General features: G+C 69.1%; 25 protein-coding genes and 2 pseudogenes. 13 read left to right on the top strand and 14 right to left on the bottom strand.

Annotated features, from left to right (window positions below):
* The first annotated feature begins 8 nt into the window (after positions 1-8).
* Entirely contained in the window at positions 9-140 is a 132-nt protein-coding gene (locus LDL49_RS57025; RefSeq protein ID WP_263655305.1) for a hypothetical protein, read from the top strand.
* Between the two features lie 77 nt (positions 141-217).
* On the opposite strand, the gene LDL49_RS20790 is transcribed toward LDL49_RS57025, so the two are convergent.
* Positions 218-667 (bottom strand): MarR family winged helix-turn-helix transcriptional regulator, encoded by a 450-nt coding sequence (locus LDL49_RS20790; protein ID WP_225292759.1) that lies wholly within the window; start codon positions 665-667, stop codon positions 218-220.
* A 97-nt stretch (positions 668-764) separates the two neighbouring features.
* On the opposite strand from LDL49_RS20790, the gene LDL49_RS20785 reads away from it, so the two are divergent.
* A complete protein-coding gene (locus LDL49_RS20785; RefSeq protein ID WP_225292758.1) occupies positions 765-3,992 on the top strand; it encodes an efflux RND transporter permease subunit in 3,228 nt (1,075 codons plus the stop codon).
* Between the two features lie 69 nt (positions 3,993-4,061).
* Positions 4,062-5,522, top strand: a complete 1,461-nt coding sequence (purB, locus tag LDL49_RS20780; RefSeq protein ID WP_443689881.1) for an adenylosuccinate lyase — start codon at positions 4,062-4,064, stop codon at positions 5,520-5,522.
* Between the two features lie 97 nt (positions 5,523-5,619).
* On the opposite strand, the gene LDL49_RS20775 is transcribed toward purB, so the two are convergent.
* Positions 5,620-5,877 carry a protealysin inhibitor emfourin gene (locus tag LDL49_RS20775; protein WP_225292757.1) on the bottom strand — a complete coding sequence of 86 codons (258 nt, stop codon included), beginning with the start codon at positions 5,875-5,877 and terminating at the stop codon, positions 5,620-5,622.
* 118 nt (positions 5,878-5,995) lie between these two features.
* Positions 5,996-7,069, bottom strand: a complete 1,074-nt coding sequence (locus tag LDL49_RS20770; protein ID WP_225292756.1) for a M4 family metallopeptidase — start codon at positions 7,067-7,069, stop codon at positions 5,996-5,998.
* Positions 7,070-7,255: 186 nt separating this feature from the next.
* Between LDL49_RS20770 and LDL49_RS20765 the strand changes: the two genes are divergently transcribed.
* The gene (locus LDL49_RS20765; protein ID WP_225292755.1) at positions 7,256-8,290 is read left to right on the top strand and encodes a DUF4037 domain-containing protein; all 1,035 of its coding nucleotides are present in this window, start codon (positions 7,256-7,258) and stop codon (positions 8,288-8,290) included.
* 7 nt (positions 8,291-8,297) lie between these two features.
* Here the strand turns inward: LDL49_RS20765 and LDL49_RS20760 are convergent, their stop codons facing one another.
* Both LDL49_RS20760 and LDL49_RS20755 read right to left on the bottom strand, forming a co-directional pair.
* On the bottom strand, positions 8,298-9,050 hold the full coding sequence (locus LDL49_RS20760) for an ABC transporter permease (protein ID WP_225292754.1): 753 nt from the start codon (positions 9,048-9,050) through the stop codon (positions 8,298-8,300).
* A gap of 38 nt (positions 9,051-9,088) precedes the next feature.
* The gene (locus LDL49_RS20755) at positions 9,089-9,868 is read right to left on the bottom strand and encodes an ABC transporter ATP-binding protein (protein ID WP_225292753.1); all 780 of its coding nucleotides are present in this window, start codon (positions 9,866-9,868) and stop codon (positions 9,089-9,091) included.
* A 74-nt stretch (positions 9,869-9,942) separates the two neighbouring features.
* Between LDL49_RS20755 and LDL49_RS20750 the strand changes: the two genes are divergently transcribed.
* From LDL49_RS20750 to map, 4 genes and pseudogenes are all read left to right on the top strand, one after another.
* On the top strand, positions 9,943-10,581 hold the full coding sequence (locus tag LDL49_RS20750; RefSeq protein ID WP_225292752.1) for a TetR/AcrR family transcriptional regulator: 639 nt from the start codon (positions 9,943-9,945) through the stop codon (positions 10,579-10,581).
* A 12-nt stretch (positions 10,582-10,593) separates the two neighbouring features.
* Complete coding sequence (locus LDL49_RS20745) at positions 10,594-10,893, top strand: DUF6204 family protein (RefSeq protein ID WP_225292751.1); 300 nt, start codon at positions 10,594-10,596, stop codon at positions 10,891-10,893.
* Positions 10,894-11,004: 111 nt separating this feature from the next.
* Positions 11,005-12,024 (top strand): MerR family transcriptional regulator, encoded by a 1,020-nt coding sequence (locus LDL49_RS20740; RefSeq protein WP_225292750.1) that lies wholly within the window; start codon positions 11,005-11,007, stop codon positions 12,022-12,024.
* A 78-nt stretch (positions 12,025-12,102) separates the two neighbouring features.
* A pseudogene (gene map, locus LDL49_RS20735) lies at positions 12,103-12,660 on the top strand (type I methionyl aminopeptidase); the annotation flags it as partial.
* A gap of 341 nt (positions 12,661-13,001) precedes the next feature.
* On the opposite strand, the gene surE reads toward map, so the two are convergent.
* Positions 13,002-13,874, bottom strand: a complete 873-nt coding sequence (gene surE, locus LDL49_RS20730; protein WP_225292749.1) for a 5'/3'-nucleotidase SurE — start codon at positions 13,872-13,874, stop codon at positions 13,002-13,004.
* 191 nt (positions 13,875-14,065) lie between these two features.
* Positions 14,066-14,707: a GyrI-like domain-containing protein gene (locus tag LDL49_RS20725; protein ID WP_225292748.1), complete on the bottom strand. Its 642-nt coding sequence runs from the start codon at positions 14,705-14,707 to the stop codon at positions 14,066-14,068.
* A 63-nt stretch (positions 14,708-14,770) separates the two neighbouring features.
* Between LDL49_RS20725 and LDL49_RS20720 the strand changes: the two genes are divergently transcribed.
* On the top strand, positions 14,771-15,025 hold the full coding sequence (locus LDL49_RS20720) for a helix-turn-helix domain-containing protein (RefSeq protein WP_225292747.1): 255 nt from the start codon (positions 14,771-14,773) through the stop codon (positions 15,023-15,025).
* 151 nt (positions 15,026-15,176) lie between these two features.
* On the opposite strand, the gene LDL49_RS20715 is transcribed toward LDL49_RS20720, so the two are convergent.
* The 3 genes from LDL49_RS20715 to LDL49_RS57020 all read right to left on the bottom strand — a co-directional run bounded on the left by LDL49_RS20715 (position 15,177) and on the right by LDL49_RS57020 (position 19,507).
* Positions 15,177-16,187: a tyrosine-type recombinase/integrase gene (locus LDL49_RS20715; RefSeq protein WP_225292746.1), complete on the bottom strand. Its 1,011-nt coding sequence runs from the start codon at positions 16,185-16,187 to the stop codon at positions 15,177-15,179.
* A gap of 70 nt (positions 16,188-16,257) precedes the next feature.
* The gene (locus LDL49_RS20710; protein WP_225292745.1) at positions 16,258-17,787 is read right to left on the bottom strand and encodes a helix-turn-helix domain-containing protein; all 1,530 of its coding nucleotides are present in this window, start codon (positions 17,785-17,787) and stop codon (positions 16,258-16,260) included.
* A gap of 16 nt (positions 17,788-17,803) precedes the next feature.
* Complete coding sequence (locus LDL49_RS57020) at positions 17,804-19,507, bottom strand: enoyl-CoA hydratase-related protein (RefSeq protein WP_263655303.1); 1,704 nt, start codon at positions 19,505-19,507, stop codon at positions 17,804-17,806.
* Positions 19,508-19,923: 416 nt separating this feature from the next.
* On the opposite strand from LDL49_RS57020, the gene LDL49_RS20695 reads away from it, so the two are divergent.
* Complete coding sequence (locus tag LDL49_RS20695) at positions 19,924-20,481, top strand: class I SAM-dependent methyltransferase (RefSeq protein WP_225292744.1); 558 nt, start codon at positions 19,924-19,926, stop codon at positions 20,479-20,481.
* Positions 20,482-20,568: 87 nt separating this feature from the next.
* On the opposite strand, the gene LDL49_RS20690 is transcribed toward LDL49_RS20695, so the two are convergent.
* Both LDL49_RS20690 and LDL49_RS20685 read right to left on the bottom strand, forming a co-directional pair.
* On the bottom strand, positions 20,569-20,823 hold the full coding sequence (locus tag LDL49_RS20690) for a hypothetical protein (RefSeq protein ID WP_225292743.1): 255 nt from the start codon (positions 20,821-20,823) through the stop codon (positions 20,569-20,571).
* An 851-nt stretch (positions 20,824-21,674) separates the two neighbouring features.
* The gene (locus LDL49_RS20685) at positions 21,675-22,049 is read right to left on the bottom strand and encodes a nuclear transport factor 2 family protein (protein ID WP_225292742.1); all 375 of its coding nucleotides are present in this window, start codon (positions 22,047-22,049) and stop codon (positions 21,675-21,677) included.
* A gap of 65 nt (positions 22,050-22,114) precedes the next feature.
* Here LDL49_RS20685 and LDL49_RS20680 point away from each other — a divergent pair, with 65 nt between their 5' ends.
* From LDL49_RS20680 to LDL49_RS20670, 3 genes are read left to right on the top strand one after another with little or no spacing between them, the layout of a single operon-like run.
* Positions 22,115-23,047: an ABC transporter ATP-binding protein gene (locus LDL49_RS20680; RefSeq protein ID WP_225292741.1), complete on the top strand. Its 933-nt coding sequence runs from the start codon at positions 22,115-22,117 to the stop codon at positions 23,045-23,047.
* A complete protein-coding gene (locus LDL49_RS20675) occupies positions 23,047-23,805 on the top strand; it encodes an ABC transporter permease (RefSeq protein ID WP_225292740.1) in 759 nt (252 codons plus the stop codon). The genes LDL49_RS20680 and LDL49_RS20675 overlap by 1 nt, the downstream gene beginning before the upstream one ends.
* A complete protein-coding gene (locus LDL49_RS20670; protein ID WP_225292739.1) occupies positions 23,805-24,641 on the top strand; it encodes an ABC transporter permease in 837 nt (278 codons plus the stop codon). Before LDL49_RS20675 ends, LDL49_RS20670 begins: the two co-directional genes overlap by 1 nt.
* A 260-nt stretch (positions 24,642-24,901) precedes the next feature.
* Here LDL49_RS20670 and LDL49_RS20665 read toward each other — a convergent pair whose 3' ends face one another.
* Positions 24,902-25,441: a DUF1062 domain-containing protein gene (locus LDL49_RS20665; RefSeq protein ID WP_225292738.1), complete on the bottom strand. Its 540-nt coding sequence runs from the start codon at positions 25,439-25,441 to the stop codon at positions 24,902-24,904.
* Positions 25,442-25,615: 174 nt separating this feature from the next.
* Positions 25,616-25,768, bottom strand: a pseudogene (locus LDL49_RS20660) (VOC family protein); the annotation flags it as partial.
* Positions 25,769-26,278: the final 510 nt, after the last annotated feature.

The raw sequence follows: 26,278 nt of genomic DNA, 5'->3' as shown, positions 1-26,278 counted from the left end.
CGGCCATCATGGCGCAGTCGCCGATGGGCGGCCAGGACCTGTATGTGGCGGTGACCAGGGCCACCCGCCGCCTGACGATCGTCTACGAGAACGACCTGCCGCCGGTCCTATCCGGCATGTCCGAAAAATCTACTTTGTAAAGGCGCTCGGGCGGGGCAAAAACCCAAACACATAATCGAATAAATACCTTCATTTAGAGGCAGGGGCTTACGGAGGGTCACGGGTAGAGCTGGTCGGCGACCTCGCGGACGCGAGTGGTCACCTGCAGCAGGCAGCGCAGGGTCTCGATGTCGAGGTGGTGCATGATGCGCCGGTAGTGGTCGAGGCCGACGTCGTTGATCTCGGCCAGGAGCTCGGCGCCCGCCTCGGTCAGCTCGACCCGGCGCACGCGGCGATCGTGGGGGTCTTCGCGCCGGCTGACCAGCCCATGGCTGACCAGCCGGTCGACGATGCCGGTCACGGTGCCCAGGCCGACGCCGAGGTTGTGGGCGAGCTCCTGGCCGGAGGCCGAGCCGGTGTGCGACAGCAACATGACGACCTTGAGTTGGCGCATGGTGAGGTTGGAGGTGAATAAGGGGGACTGGGTCTGGCTGAGGGCCCGACCGAGGCCGCGCTGGGTCTCGGTGATCCGGCGGATCAGGTCTTCGCGTTCGTCGTCCACACTCACCTCTCGCTTCCTGAGAATGTTATCAGGAAAGCCAAGGCAGCTTAAATATTCGTGCAAGGCGAAGTGTTAGTCTGGGGCGAATTCTGAAGGGACGCTCATGACCGCATTCGCCCGGTTGAGTCTTGCCAACCGCAGTCTCGTGATCTTACTGTCGATCGTGATCACCGCGTTCGGCGCGTTCACGATCCCGCAGCTCAAGCAGCAGTTGCTGCCGTCGCTGTCGTTCCCCGGCGCGTTCGTGATCGCGTCCTATCCCGGGGCTTCGCCCGAGATCGTGGAAGACCAGGTGACCAAGCCGCTGGAGGACTCCTTCCAGGGGATTCCCGGCATGGAGCAGATGACCTCCACCTCCAAAGAGGGCATGACGCAGGTTCAGGTGGCCTTCGCCTTCGGCACCGACATCGAGGCGTCGATCAGCAAGATGCAGCAGGCGGTCAGCCGGGTGCAGCCGCAGTTGCCCTCCGGTGTGGATCCGCAGGTGGTCGCGGGTAACACCGATGACATTCCAGTGCTGGTGCTGGCGGTGGGCGACGGCGGCGATGAGCGGGCGATGGCCGACAAGCTGCGCCGCATCATGGTGCCGGAGCTGCAGGCCGTGGAGGGGGTACGGGAGGCGACGGTCACCGGCACCCGCGACGAGGTCGTGACGATCAAGCCGGACCTGAAGAAGATGGCGCTGGCCGGGGTGTCGGCGGCGCAGATCCCGGACGTGCTGAAGGCCAACGGCACGCCGATCCCGGCGGGCACCCTGAACTCCGGCTCCTCGTCGCTGACGGTGCAGGTGGGCGAGCGGGTCGATTCGATCGACAAGCTGAAGGAGCTCTACCTGACTCCGGCCCAGCCGCAGGCCACCCCGGCCCAGCCGCAGGCGCAGCCGCAGCAGGGCCGGCCGGGCGGGCAGCAGCCGGGCGGACGTCCGGCGCAGACGGCAACGGTCGCCCAGCCCAAGCCGCTCAAGCCGGTGAAGCTGGGTTCGGTGGCCGACATCACCCGTGGCCTGGCCGATCCGACGACGATCACCCGTACCGACGGCCGGACCAGCCTCGGCGTGTCGGTGACGATGATGCCCGACGGCAACGCGGTGTCGATCTCCAACGCGATCCGCGAGAAGCTGCCCGATCTGGGCAGGTCGCTGGGCGATTCGTCGGAGACGGCCGTGGAGGTGGTCTTCGACCAGGCCCCGTACGTGCAGCAGTCGATCGAGAGCTTGACCACCGAGGGCCTGCTCGGCCTGGTGTTCGCGGTGCTGGTCATCTTGGTGTTCCTGCTGTCGGTGCGCTCGACGCTGGTGACGGCGGTGTCGATCCCGCTGTCGGTGGTGATCGCGCTGATCGCGTTGTGGGCGGGCGACTATTCGCTGAACATGCTGACGCTCGGCGCGCTGACGATCGCGGTCGGCCGGGTGGTGGACGACTCGATCGTGGTGCTGGAGAACATCAAGCGTCATCTCGGCTACGGCGAGGCGAAGCTGTCGGCGATCTTGTCGGCGGTTCGCGAGGTGTCGGGCGCGGTGACGGCCTCGACGCTGACGACGGTGGCGGTGTTCGCGCCGATCGCGGTGGTCGGTGGCATGGTGGGTGAGTTGTTCGGCCCGTTCGCGGTCACGGTGGCGGTGGCGTTGCTGGCCTCGCTGGTGGTGTCGCTGACGGTGGTGCCGGTGATGGCGTACTGGTTCTTGAAGGCGCCGGTGCTGACGCCGGAGGAGGCGCGGGCGCAGCGGGAGGCGGCCGAGGCCAAGGAGTTGCGCAGCCCGTTGCAGCGCGCCTATCTGCCGGTGCTGCGCTTCGCGACGCGCTTCAAGCTGGTGACGATCCTGATCGGGCTGGCGGTGTTCGTCGGCACGCTGGGGCTGGCGGGCAGGCTGCAGACCAACTTCCTGGATTCGGCCGGCCAGAACACGATCTCGGTGTCGCAGAAGATGCCGGTGGGCACGGACCTGGCCAGCACGAACGCGGCCGCCAAGAAGGTGGAGGGCCTCCTGGCCGGCCTGGACGGCGTGGAGACGTACCAGGTGAACGTGGGCGGCGGCAACGCGATGCGCGGCGGCGCCGGTGGCGGCGCGGATCGGGCGTCCTACTCGCTGACGCTGAAGGAGGGCGCCGACACGCCGGCGGTGGAGCGGGCGCTGCGCGACAAGCTGGCCGGCGTCTCCGGCATCGGTGAGGTGACGGTCGGCGGTTCGGGCGGCGGCGGCTTCTCCTCCGACTCGATCGACGTGGTCGTGCAGGCGGCCGACGCCGAGACGCTGCGGACGGCGGCTGATGCGGTCAAGACGGCGATGGGCCAGGTTGCGGGCCTGCGTGATGTGTCGTCGAACCTGGAGGCCAGCGCGCCGCGGGTCGAGGTACGGGTCGACAAGGAGAAGGCGGCCGCCAAGGGGCTGTCGGAGGCGCAGATCGGCCAGTCGGTGGCGCAGGCGTTCCGCGGCGCGCCGCTGGGCCAGCTGACGCTGGACGGGCGGGCCAGTGACCTGGTGCTGCGCGTGGGTGAGGCGCCCGAGGACGTCAAGGAGATCGAGAAGCTGAAGCTGGTGACGGCGACGGGCCTGGTGAAGCTGTCGTCGGTGGCGGATGTCAAGCGGGTGGCCGGGCCGACGCAGGTGACGCGGGTCGACGGTGAGCGCTCGGCGACGGTGTCGGCCAAGGCGACGGGTTCGGACCTGGGCAGTGTGACGCAGGCGCTGACGACGAAGCTGGACGGGGTGACGCTGGCCTCGGGCGCCTCCTACGAGATCGGTGGCGCCTCGGCGGATCAGCAGGAGGCGTTCGCGGACCTGGGGCTGGCGATGCTGGCGGCGATCGCGATCGTGTTCATGATCATGGTGGCGACGTTCCGTAGTTTCGTGCAGCCGCTGATCTTGCTGGTGTCGATTCCGTTCGCGGCGACGGGCGCGGTCGGGTTGCTGGTGGCCACCAATACGGCGATGGGTGTGCCGGCGCTGATCGGCATGCTGATGCTGATCGGGATCGTGGTGACCAACGCGATCGTGCTGATCGACCTGATCAACCAGTACCGCGCTCAGGGGCTGGGCATCGTGGAGGCGGTGATCGAGGGCGGCCGGCGCAGGCTGCGGCCGATCCTGATGACGGCGGTGGCCACGATCTGCGCGCTGACGCCGATGGCGCTGGGCGTGACGGGGCAGGGCGGGTTCATCTCGCAGCCGCTGGCGGTCGTGGTCATCGGCGGGTTGATCACCTCGACCCTGCTGACGCTCGTGCTGGTCCCGACCCTCTACACGATGGTGGAGCGGGCCAAGGAGCGGCTGCGGCGCAAGCCGGCCGAGCCGAAGCAGCAAGAGGCGAAGGTGCTGGCTCCGACCCCGTAAGCGCAGGGGTGCTCCGCCCGCACGGCCTGGTGCCGTACGGGCGGAGCTGTGTGAATAGACTTGTCCGACGTGACTTCCAAGCCGCGTACCCCTGATGCCCTGCCCCCTACGGTCCGGGTCCCTAATGTCCTGGCCGCCCGTTATGCCTCCCCGGAGCTGGCCCGGTTGTGGTCTCCCGAGTACAAGGTCGTCGCCGAGCGGCGGCTGTGGCTGGCGGTGCTGCGGGCGCAGGCGGAGCTCGGGGTCACGGTCCCGCAGGACGCGGTGGCCGACTACGAGAAAGTGGTCGAGCAGGTCGATCTGGCCTCGATCGCCGCGCGGGAGCGGGTGACGCGCCACGATGTGAAGGCGCGCATCGAGGAGTTCAACGCGCTGGCCGGGCACGAGCAGGTGCACAAGGGCATGACCTCGCGTGACCTGACCGAGAATGTCGAGCAGCTGCAGGTACGCGACAGCCTGCTGCTGGTACGCGATCGGGTGGTGGCGTTGCTGGCGCGCCTGGCGCGGCTGGCCGAGGAGCACGAGGCGACCGTGGTGGCCGGCCGTTCGCACAATGTGGCGGCGCAGGCCACGACGCTGGGCAAGCGGTTCGCGTCGGCGGCCGATGAGCTGCTGGTGGCCTTCGGCCGGCTGCAGGAGCTGATCGCCCGCTACCCGCTGCGCGGCATCAAGGGGCCGGTGGGCACGGCCCAGGACATGCTGGACCTGCTGGACGGCGACCGCGGGAAGCTGGCCGAGCTGGAGGGGCGGGTGGCCGCCCATCTGGGGTTCGAGCGGCGTTTCACCAGCGTGGGGCAGGTCTATCCGCGCTCGCTGGACTTCGAGGTCGTCTCGGCTCTGGTGCAGCTGGCGGCCTCGCCGTCGTCGCTGGCCAAGACGATCCGGCTGATGGCCGGCCATGAGCTGGTGACGGAGGGGTTCCAGGAGGGGCAGGTCGGTTCGTCGGCGATGCCGCACAAGATGAACACCCGCTCCTGTGAGCGGGTGAACGGCCTGACGGTGGTGCTGCGGGGTTACGCCTCGATGGTGGCCGAGCTGGCGGGCGATCAGTGGAACGAGGGCGATGTGTCGTGTTCGGTGGTGCGCCGGGTGGCGCTGCCGGACGCCTTTTTCGCCTTTGACGGGCTGGTGGAGACGATGCTGACGGTCCTGGACGAGTTCGGGGCCTTCCCCGCGGTGATCTCGGCGGAGCTGGACCGCTACCTGCCCTTCCTGGCGACGACGAAGATGCTCATGGCGGCGGTACGCGCCGGGGTGGGCCGCGAGCAGGCGCACGAGCTGATCAAGGAGCACGCGGTGGCGGCGGCGCTGGCGATGCGCTCGCAGGGCGCGGCCAACGAGCTGCTGGACCGGCTGGCGGCCGATGAGCGGTTCCCGCTGGACCGTGCGGGCCTGGCGGCGCTGCTGGCTGACCGGGTCTCCTTCACCGGGGCGGCGGCCGAGCAGGTGGCGGCGGTGTCGCGGTCGGTGGGCGAGGTCGTGGCGGCCTACCCGCAGGCGGCGGCCTACCGGCCGGGCTCGATTCTGTGATCGTCGAGCTGTCGCGGCTGATGGCCTTGTCCTGGCGGCGAATGACCGGCTCGGAGCGGATTCGCGGCTCATCGCAGCGTTCTTGACGGCACCCCGATCATGGGCGGGCGTGGCGAAGCAGCTCGGCGAGCAGGGGACGCAGGGCGGCGGGCACTTCGGACTCGGTCAGCTCGGCGACCTGGTCGCCGGTCGGGCGGTGGACGGTCAGCCGGTAACGGGGCTGGGAGGAGCTGGACGGCTCGGCGGAGCCGAGGTGGCGCAGCAGGTCGTCGAGGCTCTCGTCCAGGTCGGTGTCGAGGGTGGCGGTACGGCGCAGGCCGGTGAAGCCGCCGCTGGTTTCGAGCGTGACACGCATGGGCGTCCCTCCGGTTTCACCCCTACGGTACGGGGCCTGGGGTTCCGCACGGGTCCGGGGCGGCTTGGCCGCGGAACCCTCGCGGCGAAGTCGCCTCGCCGGCCCCGTGCGGAGAGCGTTACCAGAATCCCTGCTGCCTGGCGGCGCCGCGCACGGTCTGGGGGGACTGGCGGGGCACCAGGCCGGCGCGGGCCAGGATGCGGGCCTGGGCGACGGCCACGGTGGCGGCGTCGGCGAACTTGGCGTTGGGCCACAGGTTCTGCAGCGTCTGGTACATGATCACGGTGGCGGCGTCGAGGCCGAGGTCCTGGCTGATGAGGTAGAACCAGCGGTTGGTGATGCCGGACATGATGTGCGGGTCGGCAGGCTCGAAGTAGCCGGACATGTCGCGTGGCTGCGGGTCGCGGCCCATCAGGGGATTTTCGAAGGCGGTGCCGGGTTCGGCCATGTTGCGCAGCGCCTCGCCGTACAGGTCGTCGGCCATGATCTCATCGCCGATGAGCCAGTTGTGGGTGTGGGCGTCCCGGCCGTTGGCGTAGGCGTCGATGGCGGTGCCGAGCATGTCGCTGAAGGATTCGTTCAGGGCGCCGCTCTGGTCGTTGGTGTAGTTGAGGTTGGCGCTGAACTGGGTGACGCCGTGGGTGAGCTCGTGAGCGCACACGTCCACGCCGGCGGTCAGGTCCTTGAACACCTGGCCGCTGCCGTTGCCGAACACCATGCGCAGACCGGCGTCGTCCCAGAAGGCGTTGTCGAAGCCGACGCCGAAATTGACGTTGGCGACGAGGTTGAGCCCGGCGTTGTCGATGGACTCACGGCCGAGCCGGTCCTTGTAGTAGGCGCGTACGGTGCCGAGGTGGTCGTAGGCGTCGTTGGCGTTCTGGGCGCCGACGGCGGGGTCTCCCTCACCGCGGATGAAGGTGACGTCGAAGGTCCACTGGTTGAGGTCGTCGTAGACGAGGCGCCCGGCGGTGCCGGGTTTGGGGACGGTGAGCCCCGGCGGGACGCTTTCGGGCTCGGCGGTCAGCCGCTGCTGGGCCAGGGGGAGGGCGTCGGTGCTGCGCCGCCCGCGCCGGAACTGGGCCGAGACGACGGCTGAGCGCTGGGCGGGTGAAGGTTCGGCGCTCTGCTGTGCCTGGACTTTGGCGATGTGGTCGAGCACGTGGGGCGGGACGAAGGAGCAGCGATATGCCATGGCTGTGCCCTTTTGGCGGGAACGGATTCTGACGTTTCCACGTAAGCGGGGCCGGGCGTGGGGCGCATCGGTGGCGGTCTCAGGGCTATCCCTAGGCGCGATTCGGGAGGGCGTGCGGGGCGGTGTTCAGGACGGCCGGAAAATCGGATGTGGTTCGGCAGACCGTCAGGCACAGTTGCCAGTGTGATGTCCGATTTTGTTCCTGGTATCGAGTTGTCCCGAGCCTTCTATGCCGAGGTGGTGGCGCCCCTGGTGGAGCGGGTGCCGCACAGTGCCGCGTTGATCGGACCCGGGTCGGAGGTGCTGGCCTTCGACACCGGCCGCTCCGCCGACCACGACTGGGGTCCGCGGGTGCTGGTGTTCGTGGAGCCGGAGCGGGTGGAGCAGGTGGAGGCGCAGGTGCTGGCCGGGCTTCCCGACCGGTTTCGGGGGCTGGAGACGGTCTTCGACTATCACGGCGCCCGGCGGCCGGGCGTGGTCGTCGCCGATCTGCGGGCGTGGCTGGTGGAGCGGCTGGGGTTCGACCCGCGGGGCGGGGTGTCGCTGCTGGACTGGCTGTCGGTGCCGTGGCAGAGCCTGGCGGAGGTGACGCTGGGGGAGGTGTTCCACGACGGGCTGGGCGGGCTGGAGGAAGCCCGGGCGGCGCTGCGCTGGTATCCGGGCGATGTGTGGCGCTACGTACTGGCCTGTCAATGGCGGCGCATCGCGCAGGAGGAGCCCTTTCCCGGCCGGTCGGGAGAGGTGGGGGATGAGCTCGGCTCGGCCGTCGTGGGGGCACGGCTGAGCCGGGAGGTGATGCGGCTGGCGCTGCTGCTGCGCCGCCGCTACCCTCCCTACGCCAAATGGCTGGGCAGCGCCCTGGCGCGCATGCCCGGCTCGACGGAGCTGGGGGAGTCGCTGGGGCTGGCGGTGGCCGCCCGGTCATGGCGCGAGCGGGAGGACGGGCTGGCCGCCGCCTACAGGCGGCTGGCGGCGCTGCAGAACCGGGTGGCGCTGGCCGAGCCGCAGGATGAGCGGGTACGGGACTTCCACGACCGGCCCTTCCGGGTCATCGGGGGCGACCGGTTCGTCCAGGCGTTGCTGGGGTCGGTGTCGGATCCGGTGATCAAGGGGCTGCCGGTGGTGGGGTGCGTGGACCAGCTGTCGGATTCGGTGGACCTGCTGCTGGAGCCGCGCCGGGCCCGGGCGGTGACGGCCGCGGCTCTCGGCCTGGGCGCCTGAGCGCTGGTCAGGCCCGCGTACGGCTGAACAGGCGGGCGCCGCCGAACACGCACGCGGCCGCCAGGGCCACGGTGACGGCGGCGCCGGTCAGGACGGTGGCGTTGGCGTAGTGGCCCTGGAAGACCTGCCGTACCGCGTCGACGGTGTAACGCAACGGGACCACGCGGGAGGCGGCGTCGAGCCAGCCCGGCGCCAGGCTCATCGGCAGCAGCAGGCCCGACAGCAGCATGAGCGGCATGGCCGCGGTGTTGGCGATGGCCGCGAACTCCGGCGGCGTGCCGACGTTCATGGCCAGCCCGTAGGACAGCGCCGACAGGGCGGCGGCCAGGACGGCGACGAACAGCAGGCCCAGCACGATCCCGCCCAGCGGGGCGCGCAACCCGAAGGCCACGCCGAGCCCGACGAGCAGGATCGACTGGACGAGCAGCTGCACCACGTCGCGCAGCGTGCGGCCCAGCAGCAGAGCAAGGGGACTGACCGGGGTGACGCGCATGCGGTCGATGACACCGAGGTTGCGCTCCACCAGCAGGCCGAGCCCGACGAACGAGCCGCCCAGCAGGGCGAGCTGGACGAGGACGCCGGGGACCAGTGCCTGCCAGGACGATCCGCCCACGCCGAGGTCGAACCCGGTCAGCAGCGGGCCGAACAGCGCCAGGAACAGCAGCGGCTGCAGCATGCCGAACAACAGGCTGGTCCTGGAGCGCAGCGTGGCGCGCAGATAGCGGCCGAAGATGATGCCGGTGTCGGTGAGGAGGGTCATGGGGCCGCGTTCCTATGGGTCTGGGGGACAGAGGGGGTCTAGATGGACAGGGGTTCGCCGGCGGTGGCGCGGCCGGTGATGGCCAGGAAGGCGTCCTGCAGGCTGGCGGCCGGATCGCCGGTGTGGCGGGACTTGAGCTCGGCCGGGGTGCCCTCGGCGACGACCGCTCCGCCGTCCACGACCACGATGCGGTCGGCGAGCGCGTCGGCCTCATCGAGATAGTGCGTGGTCAGGAAGACCGTGGTGCCGTGGACCGCGCGGACCCGGCGGACCAGCTCCCACAGCTCGGCGCGGCTGCCGGGGTCCAGCCCGGTGCTCGGCTCGTCGAGAAAGAGCACCTCAGGCCGGTTGACCAGGCCGAGCGCGATCTCCAGCCGGCGGCGCTGGCCACCGGACAAGGCGACGGTCGGCCGCTCCATCAACTCCACCAGCGCCAGGTCGCGGGCCAGCTCCTCGGCCCGCTCACCCGCCTGCCCCCTGGTGAGGCGGTGCAGCCGGCCCTGGGTGATGAGCTCCTCACGTACGCCGCAGGCGGGGTCGAGGCCGCCGGACTGGGCGACGTAGCCGATGCGGCGGCGCACCCCGGCGGGGTCGGCGAGCAGGTCGTGCCCGGCCACCTCGGCGTGGCCGCCGCTGGGCGGCAGGAGGGTGGTGAGCATGCGCACGGTGGTGGTCTTGCCGGCGCCGTTCGGGCCGAGGAAGCCGAGGATCTCGCCGCGCCGCACGGTCAGGTCGATGCCGCGTACGGCGTGGACGGGGCCTTTGGCCAGGGTGAAGGTACGGGTCAGACCCCGGACGTGGATGGCTGGTTCAGGCATGCCGCCGATGAAACCACACTCAACTCCAAACTTGCAATCGACTTAAAGTTTGGAGTTGAGTTAAGCTATTCGGCATGACCGAGGGCTTGCGGGAACGCAAGAAGCAGCAGACCCGCCACCGCATCCGCGACGTGGCCACCACCCTGTTCGTCGAACGCGGCTTCGACCACGTCACCATCGCCGAAGTCGCGGCGGCGGCGGAGGTGTCCGTCAACACCGTCTACAACTACTTCCAGACCAAGGAGGACCTCGTCCTGCCGCCCGAGGAGGCCTCACCCCACCGGCTGGCCGACATCGTGCGCCGCCGCCCCACCGGGCAGGCCGCCGTCCCGGCGGTACTGGAGCACCTGCGCGAAGAGGTGCGCCGGCGCGAACGCAAGCTCGGCCTGACCAACGGCTTCGGCCGTGTCTTCGACATGATGCGCGCCGCCCCCACCCTCACCGCCCGCCTGGGCGACCTCGGACAGCAGATGACCGACGAACTGGCCGCCCTCCTCGCCCAGGAGAGCGGCGCCGCGCCCGGCGACCCGCTGCCCCGCATGGTGGCCTGGCACATCGGCGGCTTCCACGCGCTGGTGTACGCCGAGATCGGCAAACGGACCGCGGCAGGGGAGAGCCCCGACGCCATCGCCGGGGCCGTGCTCGAACTCATCGACCTCTACCAGGACCTGCTCGGCGACCGACTTCTCACCTACGCCACACGTAAGGACTGACCATTGTTCAGAGTGACGATCCGAGGCACGTTCGAGGGCCTGGACGAGGCCGCGCGTGAGACCGTACGAGCCGCCGCAGGCGCCGCCTTCACCGAGGCCGGGACGTTCACCCACGACCAGAGCGTCACGGCGTTCACCTTCCGCTGCCAGCTCCCCGCGGGCCCCGACGACGGCGAGCACGAGGCCACCGCCGCGGCGATGGCGGCCCTGGAGGCCCACGGGCACCCGTACCGCCTGCTGCGCGTCGCGGTGACGGACATGCGCGACATCAAGATCCGCCGCAAGGGGCGCCCGAGGACGAGCTCGGGCTGAGCCCCCGCCACCGGTTACCCCGCACCCAGGGAACGGCCCGCCGCGTTCACATGACGGCAGCAGGTATCAACCCTCACGCCCCAGCTGGACTCTCCCACAGCAGGAGGCCCCATGCTGGGGGACGTGGACGACGACCTCCTGCCGATCGGGCAGTTCGCCCGGCTCACCCGGCTGAGCGTGAAGCAGCTGCGGCACTACGACGAGATCGGGCTGCTACGGCCCGCCTGCGTGGACCCCGCCACCGGCTACCGCTACTACCGCGCCGCGCAGGCCCGCACCGCGATGTCGATCGGCCTGCTGCGCTCGCTCGACGTGCCGCTGCCCGTCGTCGGCCAAGTCCTGGCCGGCACCGAAGGCGCCCTTGAGTCCGTACACGACTCACTGGAGGCCGAACTGGCCCGGCGGCGACGCACCCTGGCCTCCCTGGAACGCGTCATGACCGACGGCCTGCCCGCCACCCAGGTCCGCATCGTCACCGAACCGGCCCACCGCGTCGCCATCGTCCGCGAACGCGCCACCGGCCCGGCCGACATCGCCCGCGCCACCACCGCCGCGATGTCACGCCTGACGGCCGGTCTGCTGTACGGGCCGGCGGCCCGATCCGACACAGGCACCGATCCGAGGGATGCCTCAGGGGGTGTCTCGGGCACTGATCCAGCACACTCCGATGCGGCGCCCTCCACGCCCTCTATGGCGCCCTCTGCGATGACCTCCGCAGCGCCCTCAGCAGGGCCCTCCGCAATGTCTGGCAGGCGCCCAGCTACCGCTGGCACGTCTCCAGCGCCCCCTGGTGGGGGAGCGGCAGCCGGCGGCCCGCGCCTGATCGGCCTGTTCCCCGTCGACCTGGCCGACGAGTTCGACGTGACCGCCGCGCTCGTCCTGGCAGACGGCTGGCAGGCCGGCGGGGGAGCGCAGGTGGACGTGCTGCCCGGCGGCATGTTCGCCGCCGCCACCCACCTCGGCCCCTACGACCAGATCTCCCTGACCGCCCACGCCGTCCTGGCCTGGTGCGCCGAACGCCGCCACCCCATGCGCGGCCCGATCCGCGAGGTGTACGTGTCCGACCCGGCCCACACCCCGCCCGACCAATTGATCACCCACCTGATGGTCCCTTTGGAGGACGAGCCATGAACGCCGAACTGATCACCCAAGGCCCCCTCACCTGCCTGAACGGGCTATCACCCGCACTTCGCGCCGACGCCCTACCCGGCGGTCATCTGCGCGTCGATCAACGACGTGATCGTGCACGGCATCCCGGACCGTTACCGGCTCAAGGACGGCGACCTGGTCAGCATCGACTGCGGCGCCTACCTCGACGGGTGGGCGGGCGACTCGGCGGTCAGCTTCGTGGTGGGGCTGCCGCGCGCGCGTGATGTGGCACTCATCGAGGCAACGCAGGAGGCTCTGCGGGCGGGCATCGCCGCGATGCGGCCGGGCAACCGGATGGGCGACATCGGGCACGCCATCGCCTCGGTCGCGGCGGCGGGCGGCTACGGCGTGCCGATCGACTTCGGCGGACACGGGATCGGGCGGCGGATGCACGAGGACCCGCATGTGGCCAACCATGGGCGTCCGGGCCGCGGGCTGGTGCTGCGGGCGGGATTGGTGCTGGCGATCGAGCCGATGTTCACCGGCGGCGGTGACGGCCGCTACGACACGGACTCCGACGGGTGGGCGTTGCGGACCGTTGACGGCTCGCGCACGTCCCATAGCGAGCACACGGTGGCCATCACCGACGACGGGCCGGTCATCCTCACCGAGGTGTAGGAGCCGTGCGGCCCCGTCGAGCGCGCCGCTCGCGCTCGTAAGGGCGAACAGGCCTCCGGAAGGACGCCTATGCGTGTCATGCTCGAGACCATCGACGGCGCGTGCAGCCCTGTCCCGCTCCGCCTCCCGCCTCCCGCCTCCCGCCCTCAGCTCACCGCGTGGCGAGGACTGCGCGTGGTCCAGCGCTCAGCTCACCGCGCGGCGTGAACCGTGCGGCGTGAACCGTGCGGCGTGAACCGCGTGCTCACCGCGCTGTTGGCGGCGTGTGGCGGGGTCGGCTGTGGGCCCGTGGTGGTGTCCTGTGCCGCGGGCCCACGACGTTCCGGGGGGTTGCTCCGGGCTCAGGGGGTCAGGGCGTTGAGGCGGTAGCGGATGATGGTGGCGGTGGCCGGTCCCGCTTCCCAGCTGCCGTCCAGCGGGGTGATGGTGACGTTGCCCGCGGCCAGCAGGGTGCGGTCGGCGTCGGTCACCGGGTCGGGGGCGGTGGCCGGCAGGGGCAGGATGCGGTAGCAGGTGGCGCACGCGGCGGAGTCGAGGGTGTAGTCGGTGGAGAACGGCAGCGAGGTCCCCAGCTTGGCGAGGGTGACCTGGCCGTTGGGGGTGACGGGGTAGTTGACGTTCAGCGCGGTGCGGGCGGGCAGGACGGCGCCGCGTGAGGTCGCCGCCAGCCGGTCGACGAGTTTGACGGCGAACGCGATCGACTGGTCGGCGCTGGGGAAGGAGGCGCCGCTCCTGGCGACGCTGACCGCCACGGCCGGGATGCCGCCGGTGATGGCGGTGATCGTCGCCGCGACGGTGCCGGAGTAGTTGGCGGTCGCGGCGACGTTCTCACCCGGATTGGGGCCCGACACCACCAGGTCCGGCGGGTTGCCGGCGAACACCACGCGCGTCCCGAACGCGACCGCGTCGCTGGGACTGCCCGCGATCGCCCAGACGCCTGGCTCCTTCTGGGTGGCCTGCAACGTGGTGCCGAACCTGGCGTTGATCGCCGTGCCGGTGATGCTGACATCGCTGTCGGGGGCGACGACCGTCACCTCGTGGCCCGCGTCGATCAGCTTCTGGCGCAGTCCTTGCAGGTACGCAGAGGTGTAGCCGTCGTCATTGGTGAGCAGGATGCGCAGGTGGCGTGGCTCGTGCGCCTGGGCTGGTGCGGGGTTCGCCACTCCCAGGAAGGTGAGTAACAGCAGGGGGATGAGGGCGATGCGCTTGAACACGGTCTGTCTCCTTGCCGGCTCTTACCTTCGCGCCCGACGCGGCCGCGGTGGCGACCGGGCTGACCTTGTTCGGCCGGTGTGTCCGCGGTGACGCTCGGGATGGGGTGACGCTTCGGAATGTAAGAGGCGGCGCGGTGGCGGGGGAAGATCGTGTGACCCCAGATGAACCCCTGATTAACGGGTGAGGCGGTTCATGCGGGGCGGACGGGCTGGCGCAGCAGTGTGCGCGGGTCGGGGTCGTCGAACGCCGTGAGGTACACCTCGTGGTGCGGCCCGTTGGGCACCAGTTCGTTCTCGTTCATGAACTCCTCCATCGCCTTCAGCGTCATGTGCTCCTCGCTGAAGGGGCCGTGGTGCAGCATCTGCACGCACTGTCCTTCGGTGAAGACGGCCACGCGTACGCGGTCGGCGGCCGCGCAGGTCGGGCGTACGGACTCGCGGGCCTGCTCCAGCCGTCCGGGCTCAGGTGCGGCGGGCAGGGGCAGTAGTAGGTGCCAGCGCCACTGCTCGCGCGGCACCTCCAGCCCTGGCCGGTCGTCCTCCACCCACCACAGGCCCTCCATCGGGCCGACGGGGGCGCCCATCGCGCCGGCGACGGCGTGGAGGGCGCCGATCGCGGACAGGTGCTCGGCTCCGCCTGGCTCGCCCAGGCCGGTGACCAGGAACGCGGGCTTGGCGCCCGCCTCGGCGATGACGGTGGCCGCCACCTCGTCCAGCTCGTCGACCCGCACCCCCACCGCCGCATGCTTGACGGCCGCCTGCAGCGCCCGCGCCACCACGCGGCCCGCCTCTCGCATCGCGTCGATCTCCGCCGACGTCTTAATCTCCACCATGTCGATAACTATACCGGTATTTTTATTGCGTTGGTATTCGTATCCCGGCTGTAGACTTGGACCATGGTCCGACCTTCGCTGACCCCCGAAGAGCGACGCCGCGGCGAGCAGCTCGGCCTGCTGCTCCGCGAGGTGCGCGGCGACCGCAGCATCGTCGAGGTCGCCGCTGCGGCCGGCATGTCCGCCGAAACCCTCCGCAAGATCGAGACCGGCCGCATCCCCACGCCCGCGTTCTTCACCATCGCCGCCCTGGCCGACGTCCTCGGCGTCTCCCTCGACCACCTCGCCCTGCGGCTCACCGCCGCCACACCCGCCTGAGCGGGACGAGACCAGGCCCGCTCAACCGCTCATCGCCGCCACACCCGCCCAAGAGCCCACCCGACGGCCCGCCCGAGCCACGCGCAACAAGCCAGGCGAAACAAGCCAGGCGAAAGCGGAAGGCCGAGCGGGCCAGGCGAAAGCGGCCCGCTCACCGATCCGGGTCGGCCCGCTTCAACAACGGATGCGCCCGCATCGCCCCTTCCAGCTCACCCGGCAACTCATCGCGGTAACGCCCCAGCGTCGACAGATCACTGTGCCCCAGCACCCGCCGCACCGCGTCCATGTCCACCGCGTCCGCCAGCAGATGCGTCGCCGTCGTGTGCCGCAACCCATGCGGCGTCACCGTCCGGCGCTGCTCGGCCGCCACCCGCCGCTGCACCCGATCGATCACCGCCTGGACATCACCACGCGCCAGCCGCCGCCCCCGCCACGACAACAACAACGCCTTGTCCGGCAGTGCCGCCCGCTCCCGCGCCAGATAAGCCTCCAACGCCAGCGCCACATCGCGGGGGAGTGGCACATCCCGGGTGCGGCCCCCCTTGCCGAAGATCCGCCAATAACGCACCCCGTCATTGGTGTAGAAATCCTCGACATTGGCCCGCACCAGCTCCGACACCCGCGGCCCCAGCGTCGACAACAGCAACACGATCAACGCATCGCGCAACTCCGTCCGCTGATCACGCCGCCCCGCCGCCGGCGTCTCACCCGCCGAGCGCGCCGCCCCGATCAACCCCTGCGCCTGCTCCCGCGTCAACGCCCGGCGCTCGGGCCGCAATCCGCCCCGCTCCCTGGCCGTCACCGTCGACAACGCCATCGGATTGATCTGCACCCAGCCCGCCAGCGACGCGTACTTGAACAACGCCGAGATCGAACGCCGAAACCGCGCCTGCGACGACGGACTCTGCCCGCCGCCACCCACCGAACGCCGGCCGTCCGGCTTACGCGCGAACGCCAGCAAGATCGCGTCGACGTCCTCGCCCGACAGGTCGTCCAGCACCGTCGACTCCCCGGCCAGCGCCACCAGCGTCGCCACATCACGCGCATACAGCTCCGCCGTCGCCTGCGACAACGCCCCCGTCAGCGTCTTGGCCCGCACCAGCTCCACATAGCGGTCGGCCGCCTCCACCACCGTCAGCCGATCGAGCTCAGCAGGCCGCACCGTCCCCCCTCACCGAAGATCCAACGAAGATCCACACAGGCAGACGGTAGCGGGCCCCACCGACAGAAAATCAGATGTCGCGGAAGGTCTCGATCCGCGCCCCCAGCGCGTTCAGCCGCTCGGCCAGATCCTCATACCCCCGGTTGATGACGTACACATTGCGCAGCACCGACGTGCCCTCACCCGCCATCATCGCCAGCAGCACCACCACCGCCGGCCGCAGCGCCGGCGGGCACATCATCTCCGCGCTGCGCCAGCGCGTCGGCCCCTCCACCAGCACCCGATGCGGATCCAGCAACTTCACCGACGCCCCCAGCCGCGTCAGCTCCGTCAGATAGATCGCCCGGTTGTCATAGACCCAGTCATGGATCAGCGTCGAACCCTGCGCCGTCGCCGCGATCGCCGCGAAGAACGGCACATTGTCGATGTTCAGCCCCGGGAACGGCATCGGATGGATCTTGTCGATGGGGGAGACCAGCTTGGACGGCCGCACCGTCAGATCCACCAGCCGCGTGCGTCCGTTGGCCGCCGCGTACTCGGCACCCCGATCGTGATCGAGGCCCATCTCCTCCAGCACCGCCAGCTCGATCTCCAGGAACTCCACCGGCACCCGGCAGATCGTCAGCTCCGACTGCGTCACCACCGCCGCCGCCAGCAGGCTCATCGCCTCCACCGGATCCTCAGAGGGGGAGTAGTCGACATCCCGATCGATCGAGGACACCCCGTGAACCGTCAACGTCGTCGTACCGACGCCCTCCACCCGCACACCCAGCTCCTCCAGGAAGAAGCACAGGTCCTGCACCATGTAATTGGAGGAGGCGTTGCGGATCACCGTCACACCGTCGTGGCGCGCCGCCGCCAGCAGCGCGTTCTCCGTCACGGTGTCACCCCGCTCGGTCAGCACGATCGCCCGCGACGGCGACACCCCCCGGTCCACCCGCGCGTGGTAGAAACCGCCCGTCGCCGTGATGTCCAGCCCGAAGTGCCGCAACGCCGACATGTGCGGCTGCACCGTGCGCGTCCCCAGGTCGCAGCCGCCCGCGTACGGAATCCTGAACTGGTCCGTACGATGCATCAACGGCCCCAGGAACATGATCACGCTCCTGGTACGCCGCGCCGCCTCGGTGTCCATCGCCTCCAGCTCCAGCCGGGCCGGAGGCACGATCTCCAGATCGCTGCCCTCGTTGATCCACCGCGCCCGCACCCCGATCGAGGCGAGCACCTCCAGGATCCGGTAGACCTCCTCGATCCGCGCCACCTTACGCAGAATCGTCCGCCCCGAGGTCAGTAGCGACGCGCACAGCAGCGCCACGCACGCGTTCTTGGAGGTCTTGACATCGATGCTGCCCGACAGGCGCCGCCCGCCCACGACCCGCAGATGCATCGGCCCGGCATAGCCCAGCGACACGATCTCACTGTCGAGCGCCTCACCGATCCGCGCGATCATCTCAAGACTGATGTTCTGGTTGCCGCGCTCGATCCGGTTCACCGCGCTCTGGCTCGTCGCCAGAGCATCCGCCAGCTGCAACTGCGTCCACCCACGGTGCTGGCGCGCGTCACGAATCAGCCGGCCGATCCGCACGAGATAATCATCAGTCATAACACGACAACATATCTCACATATGAGATGCGGCCGCACCCGCCCCCGCCGACGCGCCGGACAACTCCCGATGCACCGCCAGATGACCCGGCGTCGCCTCCACCTTACGCTTATGCACGAACGCCTGACGCGCCTGCCGGAACCCATTGCGGTCATCGAACATGTCCCGGCTCATCTCCGCCAGCTCCTCCACCCGATAAGCATCCAACGGCTTACGCCGCTCATCGGCCTCCCGCGCCTCCCGCTTGATCCCCAGCAGCCGTTCATAATCATCCCCGGCCGCCAGCCGCTCGGCGTACTCCAGCACCGACCGCTCGAACTCCAGCCGCGACCCCGCCACCAACCGATCGGCCAGACCCAACTCCACCGCCTGAGCCGCACCCACCGGCAACGCCTCACCCGTCAACCGCCCCGCCACCGACGCACCCACCCGCCGAGGCAGCACGTACGTCCAGAACTCCGACCCGAACAACCCCATCGTCCGATAATGCGGATTCAACACCACACCCTCACGCACCAGCACCCGATCCGCGCCCAGCCCCATCATCACCCCGCCGGCACCCGCGTTACCGCCCACCGACGTCACCACCAGCTGCCCCGTACACTCGATCACCTCACGACACACCTGGTTGATCGCGTTGATGTTCATCCACGCCTCCAGCTCCGGATGACGCGCCGCCTCGATCACGTTCAGATGGATGCCGTTGGAGAACACCTCACCACCCCGCACCACCAGCACCCGCGTGTCCTGCGCCGCCGCGTACCGCAACGCCGACGCCAGCCGCCGGCACTGCTCAGTCGACATCGCGCCGTTGTAGAAGTCGAAACTCACCACCCCCACCACGTCACTACGGTCATAGGTCACCTCGCTGTAACCCGGCCGCTCCTCCAGCCCCGCCACCCGATCACCCAGCACCAACGCCGCCGGCAGCTTGATCGCCCCCGGCTCCTCCTCCCGCAGATGCCCCACCCACACCGTGCCATCACCGGTGTGCACCAGCACCGCGCCCTCACGCCGCGCCACCACCGACCCCGGCGTCCCCACCACCACCGGACCCCGATACACATCGAACACCCGCATCATCCGCCCCTCCAGCAGCACCCGCCCGCCCGGCGCCCCATCCGCCGAACGCACTCGGCGCAGCACCGCGTCCGTCGGCTCCGACCAGGAGAACTCCCGGTCGCCATGCCGCATCGCCGGCCGCAACCGCCCCCGCACCAGCGGCGAACGATAATCCAGCGGCACCGGCACGAACGCCGCGTCCATCGCCTTGGCCGCCACCTCCACCACCAGCTCCACCGCCGCATCGGCCACCGGCCCGTTGTAGAGGGCCGACTTGCGCGGCGGCTCGGCCGGCATCGCGAACGTCCGGAACCCCCAGATCGGCCCCGCGTCCATCTCCTCCACCGCCTGCAGCGCCGTCACGCCCCACTCCGGCTCGGCGTCGGCGATCGCCCAGTCCAGCGAGGACGGGCCCCGGTCGCCGGGCGGCCCGGGGTGAATGATGATCGTCCGGTGGTTCTGCCACAGCAGGGCCGGGACCTTCTCCTTCAGGAACGGGCAGATGATCAGGTCGGGTTTGGCCAGCTGGGCCGCCTCCAGCATCACCTGCTCCGAGACGGCCAGCTCGACGGTGACGTCGTGACCGGCCCGGCGCAGTTCCAGCCAGGCGCGCTGGGTCAGGCCGTTGAAGGAGGAGCAGAGCAGCAGAATACGCAACGGAGAACTTCTTTCAGGCGGATCGTTCGAAGGTGACGGGGGCTCGCCCTGCGCGGGCCCGGGGGAGAGGGGCCGGCTCAGCCGGGCACACGTGGGCGCGGGTGACCCCACCGGTCCCACATGTTTACGGCAGTCCCATATAGCCCGTACATGCCATCGATGCTGACATGAACCTGCAAGTGCTGATGACACATCTCCGCAAAAATCCGCCCGGACCAGCCCCAAATGATCCGCTTTGTCGGGATCGTATGTGGGGGAGAGGCTCCGAAGCCCCCTACTACGCCCCGGAAGCCGAGCCCGCCTCGCGACCGAAACCCCGCCTGACACTTGCGGCACCTCGCGGGATTCCGGCCCTGGCGCCGCGGCTTTCTGGCCCGTCACAAAAGAGACCCAACTTCACCGGCTACCGTGACCCGGTGCCCGAGCCCTACTGGCACCACAACGTCCACTACCAGCGCCTCGTCCTGCGGGCCGTACCCGACGGCTGCGCGCACGCCCTGGACGTCGGATGCGGCGACGGCCTGCTGGCCCGCAAGCTGACCGCCCGCCTGCCGGCTGTGACGGGCGTGGGCCGCTCACCCGAGGCGATCCGCACGGCCCGCGAGCAGAGCCGCCACCTGCCCAACGTCACCTTCCGGCGAGCCGGCTACCTCGGCGACCACCTGCCCGCGCACGCGCACAGCCTGGTCAGCGCCGCCCATCGCCGTCGTCCATCACACCGACCACCGGCAGGCCTTCGGCGCGCAGGCCCGCCGGCCGGCGGGCCTCTGGCGGCGATCAGGCTGGGCAGGGACCGCTCGGCCCTGGACTGGGGCGTCAGGCTCGCCGGTCAGGCCGTCTCGCGCGTCATAAGAGCGGTGCGGGGATGCCCGCCATGGGCCCGGTGGCGCCGTGGGCCGAGATTGCGCAGGTGGCGCGGCAGGTGCTGCCCGGATCCCGGTTCCGCCGCCTGCTGCTGCGTCGCTGCGCACTGATCTGAGACAAACCCCGCTAGAGACTGCTCTGTATGCGATACCAGACAGAATCCCGCTTCTGTCTGGTATCGCATACTTTCGGGTGATTTAGAGGCGGTTGACGAAGCGGGCAGCGGCGCGCTGGCTCATGCCCGTCTCGCCGCGTACGAGGAAGACGGCCTCCTGAAGCTGGCCGAGAGCCTTCATCTCGCGCGCCTGGTCGACGAGGTCGGGGCTGGGGGTGGGGCGGTTGCGGGGGTTCCTGGTCAGCCGGACGGCCAGGATGATCAGGTAGATGGCCAGGGCGGTGACGACGGCGGTGAGCGCGACGAGACCCGCGGTGGAGATCGCCAGGCTGTGCATCTCTCGATCGTAACGCCGCTCGCGCCGGAGATCAGCGGCGAGAAGCCGCCCGGATGACGATGAAGGCGATAATCGCGATCACGACGATGATCGCGGCGAAGACGAGCAGCTCTACGGGTCCTATGTTGACCATATTTCTCAGCGTAGGTGGCGAGAAGATGACGTGCGCGGGATATGTCTGATTGCTTGATAATGAACATTATGTCAAGTAGCGCTCTTCGAGAGGGGTCCTGACTCGGGGTGGATCGGCGTATGCGCATAGTGACGTTCGTCACCCCGGCCGCCGCCCCGCCGATCGGTGGTCGGCGGGGTCTGGCCAGGGGGTGTTACAGGAGGTGACGGCCGCCTCCGGTGGGTCGGCGCGCTTCTTGATCATTACGGTGCGTGAGGCCGTAATGCTCTGACCGATGGGTTGACCTTCGGTTGATTCACTGTCCTTGCTGGCTGGATCGCCTTAGGGTGGGAAATCTGCTATCGCGCCGCGAGAGGAGCAGCACGTGGGGAACCAGTCGGTGTTATGTCCGGTGTGTCAGGGAGTTCTGCCCGCTACGGGCCGGGAGTCCTACACGACACTGCGGGGTCGTCTGATTGTGACGAACGGTTACTGCGGAGGTGGTTGCGCCGAACGGCGGGCCGAGATGGAGCGGACGCAGCAGATGACGCGTCCTTCGGCCCCGGTTGTGCCGGCCGCTCCCCCGATGGCGCCTGCGCCTTCCCTGGCTCCTGTCGCCGGTCCGGCGCGGGCGCGGGTGGCGGGCTGATCGGTTGTGTGCCGGTGCCGGGGTGGGGACCCTGGTCCGGGTTGTAGTGGTTTTGTCGCGTATGTGGGCTGACCGCTTTCTTGTGGATGGTCATACGTGGCCTTGTGTGGTGTGCCAGTAGTCGCGGGTCTGTACGGCGAGGCCGTCGGAGTCGAAGCGGGCGATGACGCAGCCCGCGAGGGTGATGGGTGTGCCGTCGTCGGTGGCGTGGACGCGGAATTCGATGACCGCCTGGTCGCCGTCCACGATGGGGGTGGCGAAGGTGACGTGCGGTGCGGTTTCGGTGCTGAAGGACCAGCGGATGTAGTCCGCTATGGCGCCTCTCCCCCGGTGTGGTGGCCGGAAGGGCATGGAGGTGTGGACCGCGTCGTGGTGGTAGAGGGTGACGATGCGGTCGGTGTCGTGGTGGGTCCAGCCCTGTTGCCAGGTGTCGGCGAAGCGCTGGGCGGCTGCTCGGGTGTTCATGGGTCTCAGTGTGGCGGCGTTTAACCGGTCGATTCTGTCGGTGGCGTTGGTTATGGTCTGAGCTCGTGTCTGGTGAGCAGCCGCTGGTCCGCGCGCGTGGGCTGGTGAAGCGTTTTGGGGATTTCGTCGCGGTCGACGGGATCGATATCGACGTGGCGCCTGGTGAGGCGTTCGGGTTCCTGGGTCCCAATGGGGCGGGTAAGTCGTCGACGATGCGGATGATCAGTTGCGTGTCGATGCCGTCGGCGGGTGAGCTGCGGATTTTCGGGCTTGATCCGGTGCGGGAGGGGCCGCGGATTCGGGGGCGGCTGGGTGTCTGCCCGCAGTTGGATAACTTGGATCCCGATCTGACGGTTCGCGAGAATTTGACGACGTATGCCCGTTATTTCGGGTTGTCGCGGGCGCAGGCGCGGGCCCGCGCCGAGGAGCTGCTGGAGTTCGCGCAGCTGAGTGATCGGGCCTTGAGCCGGGTGGAGCCGCTGTCGGGCGGGATGAAGCGGCGGCTGACGATCGCGCGGGCGATGGTGAACGAGCCGGATCTGGTGCTGCTGGACGAGCCGACGACGGGGTTGGATCCGCAGGCGCGTCATCTGCTGTGGGAGCGGTTGTTCCGGTTGAAGCAGCGGGGTGTGACGCTGGTGCTGACCACGCACTACATGGATGAGGCCGAGCAGTTGTGCGATCGGCTGGTGGTGATGGACGGCGGGCGGATCGTGGCCGAGGGGTCGCCGCGTTCGCTGATCGAGGCCCATTCCTCGCCCGAGGTGGTGGAGGTGCGCTTCGGTGGGCGGGAGCTGGCGGATTTCGTGGCGCCGCTGGCCGGGATCGGTGATCGGGTGGATGTGCTGCCGGATCGGATCTTGGTGTATGCGAAGGATGGTGACGCGGCGGTGTCGGAGGTGCATCGGCGTGGGCTGGTGCCTTCCAGTGTGCTGGTGCGTCGTTCGTCGTTGGAGGATGTGTTCCTTCATCTGACGGGCCGGACGTTGGTGGAGTGATGGCGCATCCGACGGTGGCGGTGCTGGAGCGGCATCTGACGCTGTACAAGCGGTTGTGGCGGGCGTCGTTGTTCTCGTCGTTCGTGTTGCCGGTGTTGTTCCTGGCCAGTATCGGGCTGGGGGTGGGCGGTTACGTCGGTGAGGTGGGCGGCGTGCCGTATGTGGAGTGGATCGTGCCGGGGGTGCTGGCTTCGACGGCGTTCCAGATGGCGGTCGGCGAGTGTACGTATGCGGTGTTCGGGGAGTTCCGGTGGAATCGCGGGGCGCATGCGATGTTCGCGACGCGGGTGTCGGTGTGGGACATGATCGGCGGTTGGCTGCTGTACATCGTGTTCAGGGTCGAGATCGCGGTGGTGGTGTTCCTGCTGGTGGTGGGGGCGTTCGGGGTGCTGTCCTCGCCGTGGGTGGTGCTGACGCCGTTGGTGGCGGCGTTGCTGGCGTTGGCCGTGGCGGCGCCGGTGACGGCGTTCTCGGCGACGATCGATCATGACAGTTACTTCGCGTTGCTGTTCCGGTTCGTGATGTTGCCGTCGACGTTGTTCGCGGGGGTGTTCTTCCCGGTGGAGCAGTTGCCGGCGCTGGTGCGGCCGGTGGCTTACGTGTCGCCGTTGTGGCATGGGGTGGAGCTGGCGCGGGCGGCGACGTCGGGGGCCGCTCCCCCGTGGCCGGTGTGGGCGCATGCCGGGTGTCTGGTGGCGTTCGCGGCGGGCGGGCTGTGGTGGGCGGGTTACGCGTTCCGTAAGCGACTTCAGGACTGATGATGGTGACGTTGGCGGTGGCCCGGCGGCTGGTGTCCGGCCGGGTTTCGGCGGGTCGTGTTTCGGCGGGCCGGGTGGGTGCGGTGGTGGGCCGCAATGTGGGCGCGTTGCGTTCGGGTGCTTCTTACTGGCTGGTTCTGGTGTCGGGGTTCTTCGAGCCGCTGTTGTATCTGCTGTCGATCGGCGTGGGTGTGGGTGCGCTGGTGGGCCGGATTCCGCTGGGTGATGGCCGGGTGGTGTCCTATGCGGTGTTCGTGGCGCCGGCGATGCTGGCGGTGTCGGCGATGAACGGGGCGTTGTCGGAGACGACGTTCAATTTCTTCTTCAAGATGCGTTATGCGAAGACGTTCGAGGCGGTTTTGGCGACGCCGGTGCGGCCGATCGAGGTGGCGCTGGGTGAGTTGAGCTGGGCGATGGTGCGCAGCTCTGTTTACACGGCGTTGTTTCTGGTGGTGATGGTGGTCCTGGGGCTGGCCGAGCCGGTGTGGGCGCTGGCGGCGTTTCCGGCGACGATGCTGGTGGGGTTGTCGTTCGGGGCGCTGGGGATGGCGGTGTCGACGGTGCTGCGGGGCTGGCAGGATTTCGATCTGATGACGGCGGCGCAGTTCTCGTTGTTCCTGTTTTCCGGCACCTTCTCCCCCGTGGCGGATTATCCGGGGGTGTTGGAGGTGGTGGTGCGGGTGACGCCGCTTTATCACGCGGTGGAGTTGGTGCGGGGTCTGGCCTCGGGGGTGCCGGAGTGGGGGTTGCTGGGGCATGCGGGTTATCTGGTGGTGATGGCGGTGGCGGGGTTGTGGTTCGCGGCGCGGCGGATTCAGCGGGTGTTGTGCGCGTAGGGGCGGCTTCGATGCTCCGCGAGCTCTGAGGTCGAGCTCGTCGCTTCGAGGTTGAGCCTGTCGTAGTGCCGGTGAATGCTCGTGATGCCTGGGCCACGACGGGCGTCGGCGGGGAGTGCTGATTGTCGCCTGGTGTCGGTCTCCCCCGGCGTCGGCTACACCGGCAAGTACGCCAGCTGGCTCCGTGTCGACCGGACCGAGGCAGAACACGGCTGTGCCGTGTTCTGCCTCGGTCAAGAGTGTCGTACCGGCATCTGGGCCTAGTGAACCGACCACACCAGGACGAAGGAGAAGTCCAGTGTCGTCTTGCGGTTCAGCGGGATGTCGATCTTGACTCTGCGTGCGACCTCCTTACGGCTGATGCCCAGTCCGTGGGCGATGAGCCGTTCGGGGCGGATGGGTACGGGATCGTCGAAGGTGACCGTGATCTGAAGGGGCCACGGATCCTCGGGGACGGGGGGTGCGTGGAGTTCCCAGCACCCGTCCCAGTCGAGCGCGTACCGGTTGCGCCGGGCGATCGACGGGGCGAGGAGGGTGTCTGCGACGAGGGCGGGTGAGTTGGCCGTGTAGCCGGCCAGGAGGTCCGCGGGCAGTGAGCGGACCGGGACGCGATCGTGGACGGTGAGCTTGCTGGTCCGGTCGCAGGAGAGGCAGTTGACCAGGAGCCAGACGTCGAGAAGTTTGCCGTTGGCGTTGACGCGGAACCTGCCGTTGCCGGTGGTGGCGCGGCCGGAGGGGCAGTCCACGCACTGGAGGGTGAGCAGGGGCAGGCAGGTGCGCCGTACGGCCCAGGGCAGCACGATATGAGGATGTGAAGACATGATCTCTCTGAAGACCTGACGAAGAGCATGGGAAACAGAGCCGACGGCGTCGTCGGCGACCGATGCGCGGGGAAGGTGTCAGGTCTAAAGAGCAGGCGGCGTCATGCGCGCGAGGTCCTCACGTGGGGGTCGTTTGCCGGTGCGGGCCGATGTTCAGCTCAGGCGGGTTCGCGAGAGTTCGGGGTCGGCCGGGATGTGCCATTGCGCCGCGCCGGTCCGGCCGATGTCGGCGGGGCGCTCCCCGAGCTTCAGAGGTCGTTCGAGTTCGGCGTTCTGATCGCGGTCGGTGGCGTTGCCGTTGACGTGCGGCACCTCGCGCCGGAACGCCGCCGGCCGGTGCGGATCCTGGCGGGGGGTTCTCGGTTCGGAAGTACGGCGAGCCATGATCGGGCATCTTATCGGGCGTCGATCGCGCGCAGCCAATCCTTAAACGCGCAGGTCCGCCACGTGGGGAGCGGCGGGCTGTCTTGCCGCGCGGACCTTGGTCGGCTGGCTGGGGGGCGAACAGGGTGCGGGATTTCAGATGAGCCGGCTCGTCTGTCCTGAACTCAACCGTCAGGCGGGGTTCGCTTTACTGTTTTTCCGCGCGCGTGAATGGCTGAATGTGCCACCGTGTCGGGCCGCGGTGTCATTATTATCGAGGGCTCCACACGATCGCCATAAATTCGCCATAAGCTCCCTATATAGCCCGTCTGACCTGGGAGGATACATAATTAAGCCGTATTTTAGGTATGGCCTCACTGGGGATTTAACATCGTACCGTAAAATTGTCAATCTCTTGTCAAAGCGATTTATCAGCGCTTATCCTCCAGGTGA

The organism is Nonomuraea aurantiaca (assembly GCF_020215705.1).
GTDB classification, from domain to species: Bacteria; Actinomycetota; Actinomycetes; order Streptosporangiales; family Streptosporangiaceae; genus Nonomuraea; species Nonomuraea aurantiaca.
This window is presented reverse-complemented; position numbering and strand designations above follow the sequence as displayed.

Bases quoted from the DNA above. Each gene is read 5' to 3' on its own strand.
- LDL49_RS57025 (WP_263655305.1), top strand. From the start codon at position 9: ATGGCGCAGTCGCCGATGGGCGGCCAGGACCTGTATGTGGCGGTGACC.
- LDL49_RS20785 (WP_225292758.1), top strand. From the start codon at position 765: ATGACCGCATTCGCCCGGTTGAGTCTTGCCAACCGCAGTCTCGTGATC.
- LDL49_RS20775 (WP_225292757.1), bottom strand. From the start codon at position 5,877: ATGCGTGTCACGCTCGAAACCAGCGGCGGCTTCACCGGCCTGCGCCGT.
- LDL49_RS20770 (WP_225292756.1), bottom strand. From the start codon at position 7,069: ATGGCATATCGCTGCTCCTTCGTCCCGCCCCACGTGCTCGACCACATC.
- LDL49_RS20765 (WP_225292755.1), top strand. From the start codon at position 7,256: ATGTCCGATTTTGTTCCTGGTATCGAGTTGTCCCGAGCCTTCTATGCC.
- LDL49_RS20760 (WP_225292754.1), bottom strand. From the start codon at position 9,050: ATGACCCTCCTCACCGACACCGGCATCATCTTCGGCCGCTATCTGCGC.
- LDL49_RS20755 (WP_225292753.1), bottom strand. From the start codon at position 9,868: ATGCCTGAACCAGCCATCCACGTCCGGGGTCTGACCCGTACCTTCACC.
- LDL49_RS20750 (WP_225292752.1), top strand. From the start codon at position 9,943: ATGACCGAGGGCTTGCGGGAACGCAAGAAGCAGCAGACCCGCCACCGC.
- LDL49_RS20740 (WP_225292750.1), top strand. From the start codon at position 11,005: ATGCTGGGGGACGTGGACGACGACCTCCTGCCGATCGGGCAGTTCGCC.
- LDL49_RS20725 (WP_225292748.1), bottom strand. From the start codon at position 14,707: ATGGTGGAGATTAAGACGTCGGCGGAGATCGACGCGATGCGAGAGGCG.
- LDL49_RS20720 (WP_225292747.1), top strand. From the start codon at position 14,771: ATGGTCCGACCTTCGCTGACCCCCGAAGAGCGACGCCGCGGCGAGCAG.
- LDL49_RS20710 (WP_225292745.1), bottom strand. From the start codon at position 17,787: ATGACTGATGATTATCTCGTGCGGATCGGCCGGCTGATTCGTGACGCG.
- LDL49_RS20690 (WP_225292743.1), bottom strand. From the start codon at position 20,823: ATGCACAGCCTGGCGATCTCCACCGCGGGTCTCGTCGCGCTCACCGCC.
- LDL49_RS20685 (WP_225292742.1), bottom strand. From the start codon at position 22,049: ATGAACACCCGAGCAGCCGCCCAGCGCTTCGCCGACACCTGGCAACAG.
- LDL49_RS20675 (WP_225292740.1), top strand. From the start codon at position 23,047: ATGGCGCATCCGACGGTGGCGGTGCTGGAGCGGCATCTGACGCTGTAC.
- LDL49_RS20670 (WP_225292739.1), top strand. From the start codon at position 23,805: ATGATGGTGACGTTGGCGGTGGCCCGGCGGCTGGTGTCCGGCCGGGTT.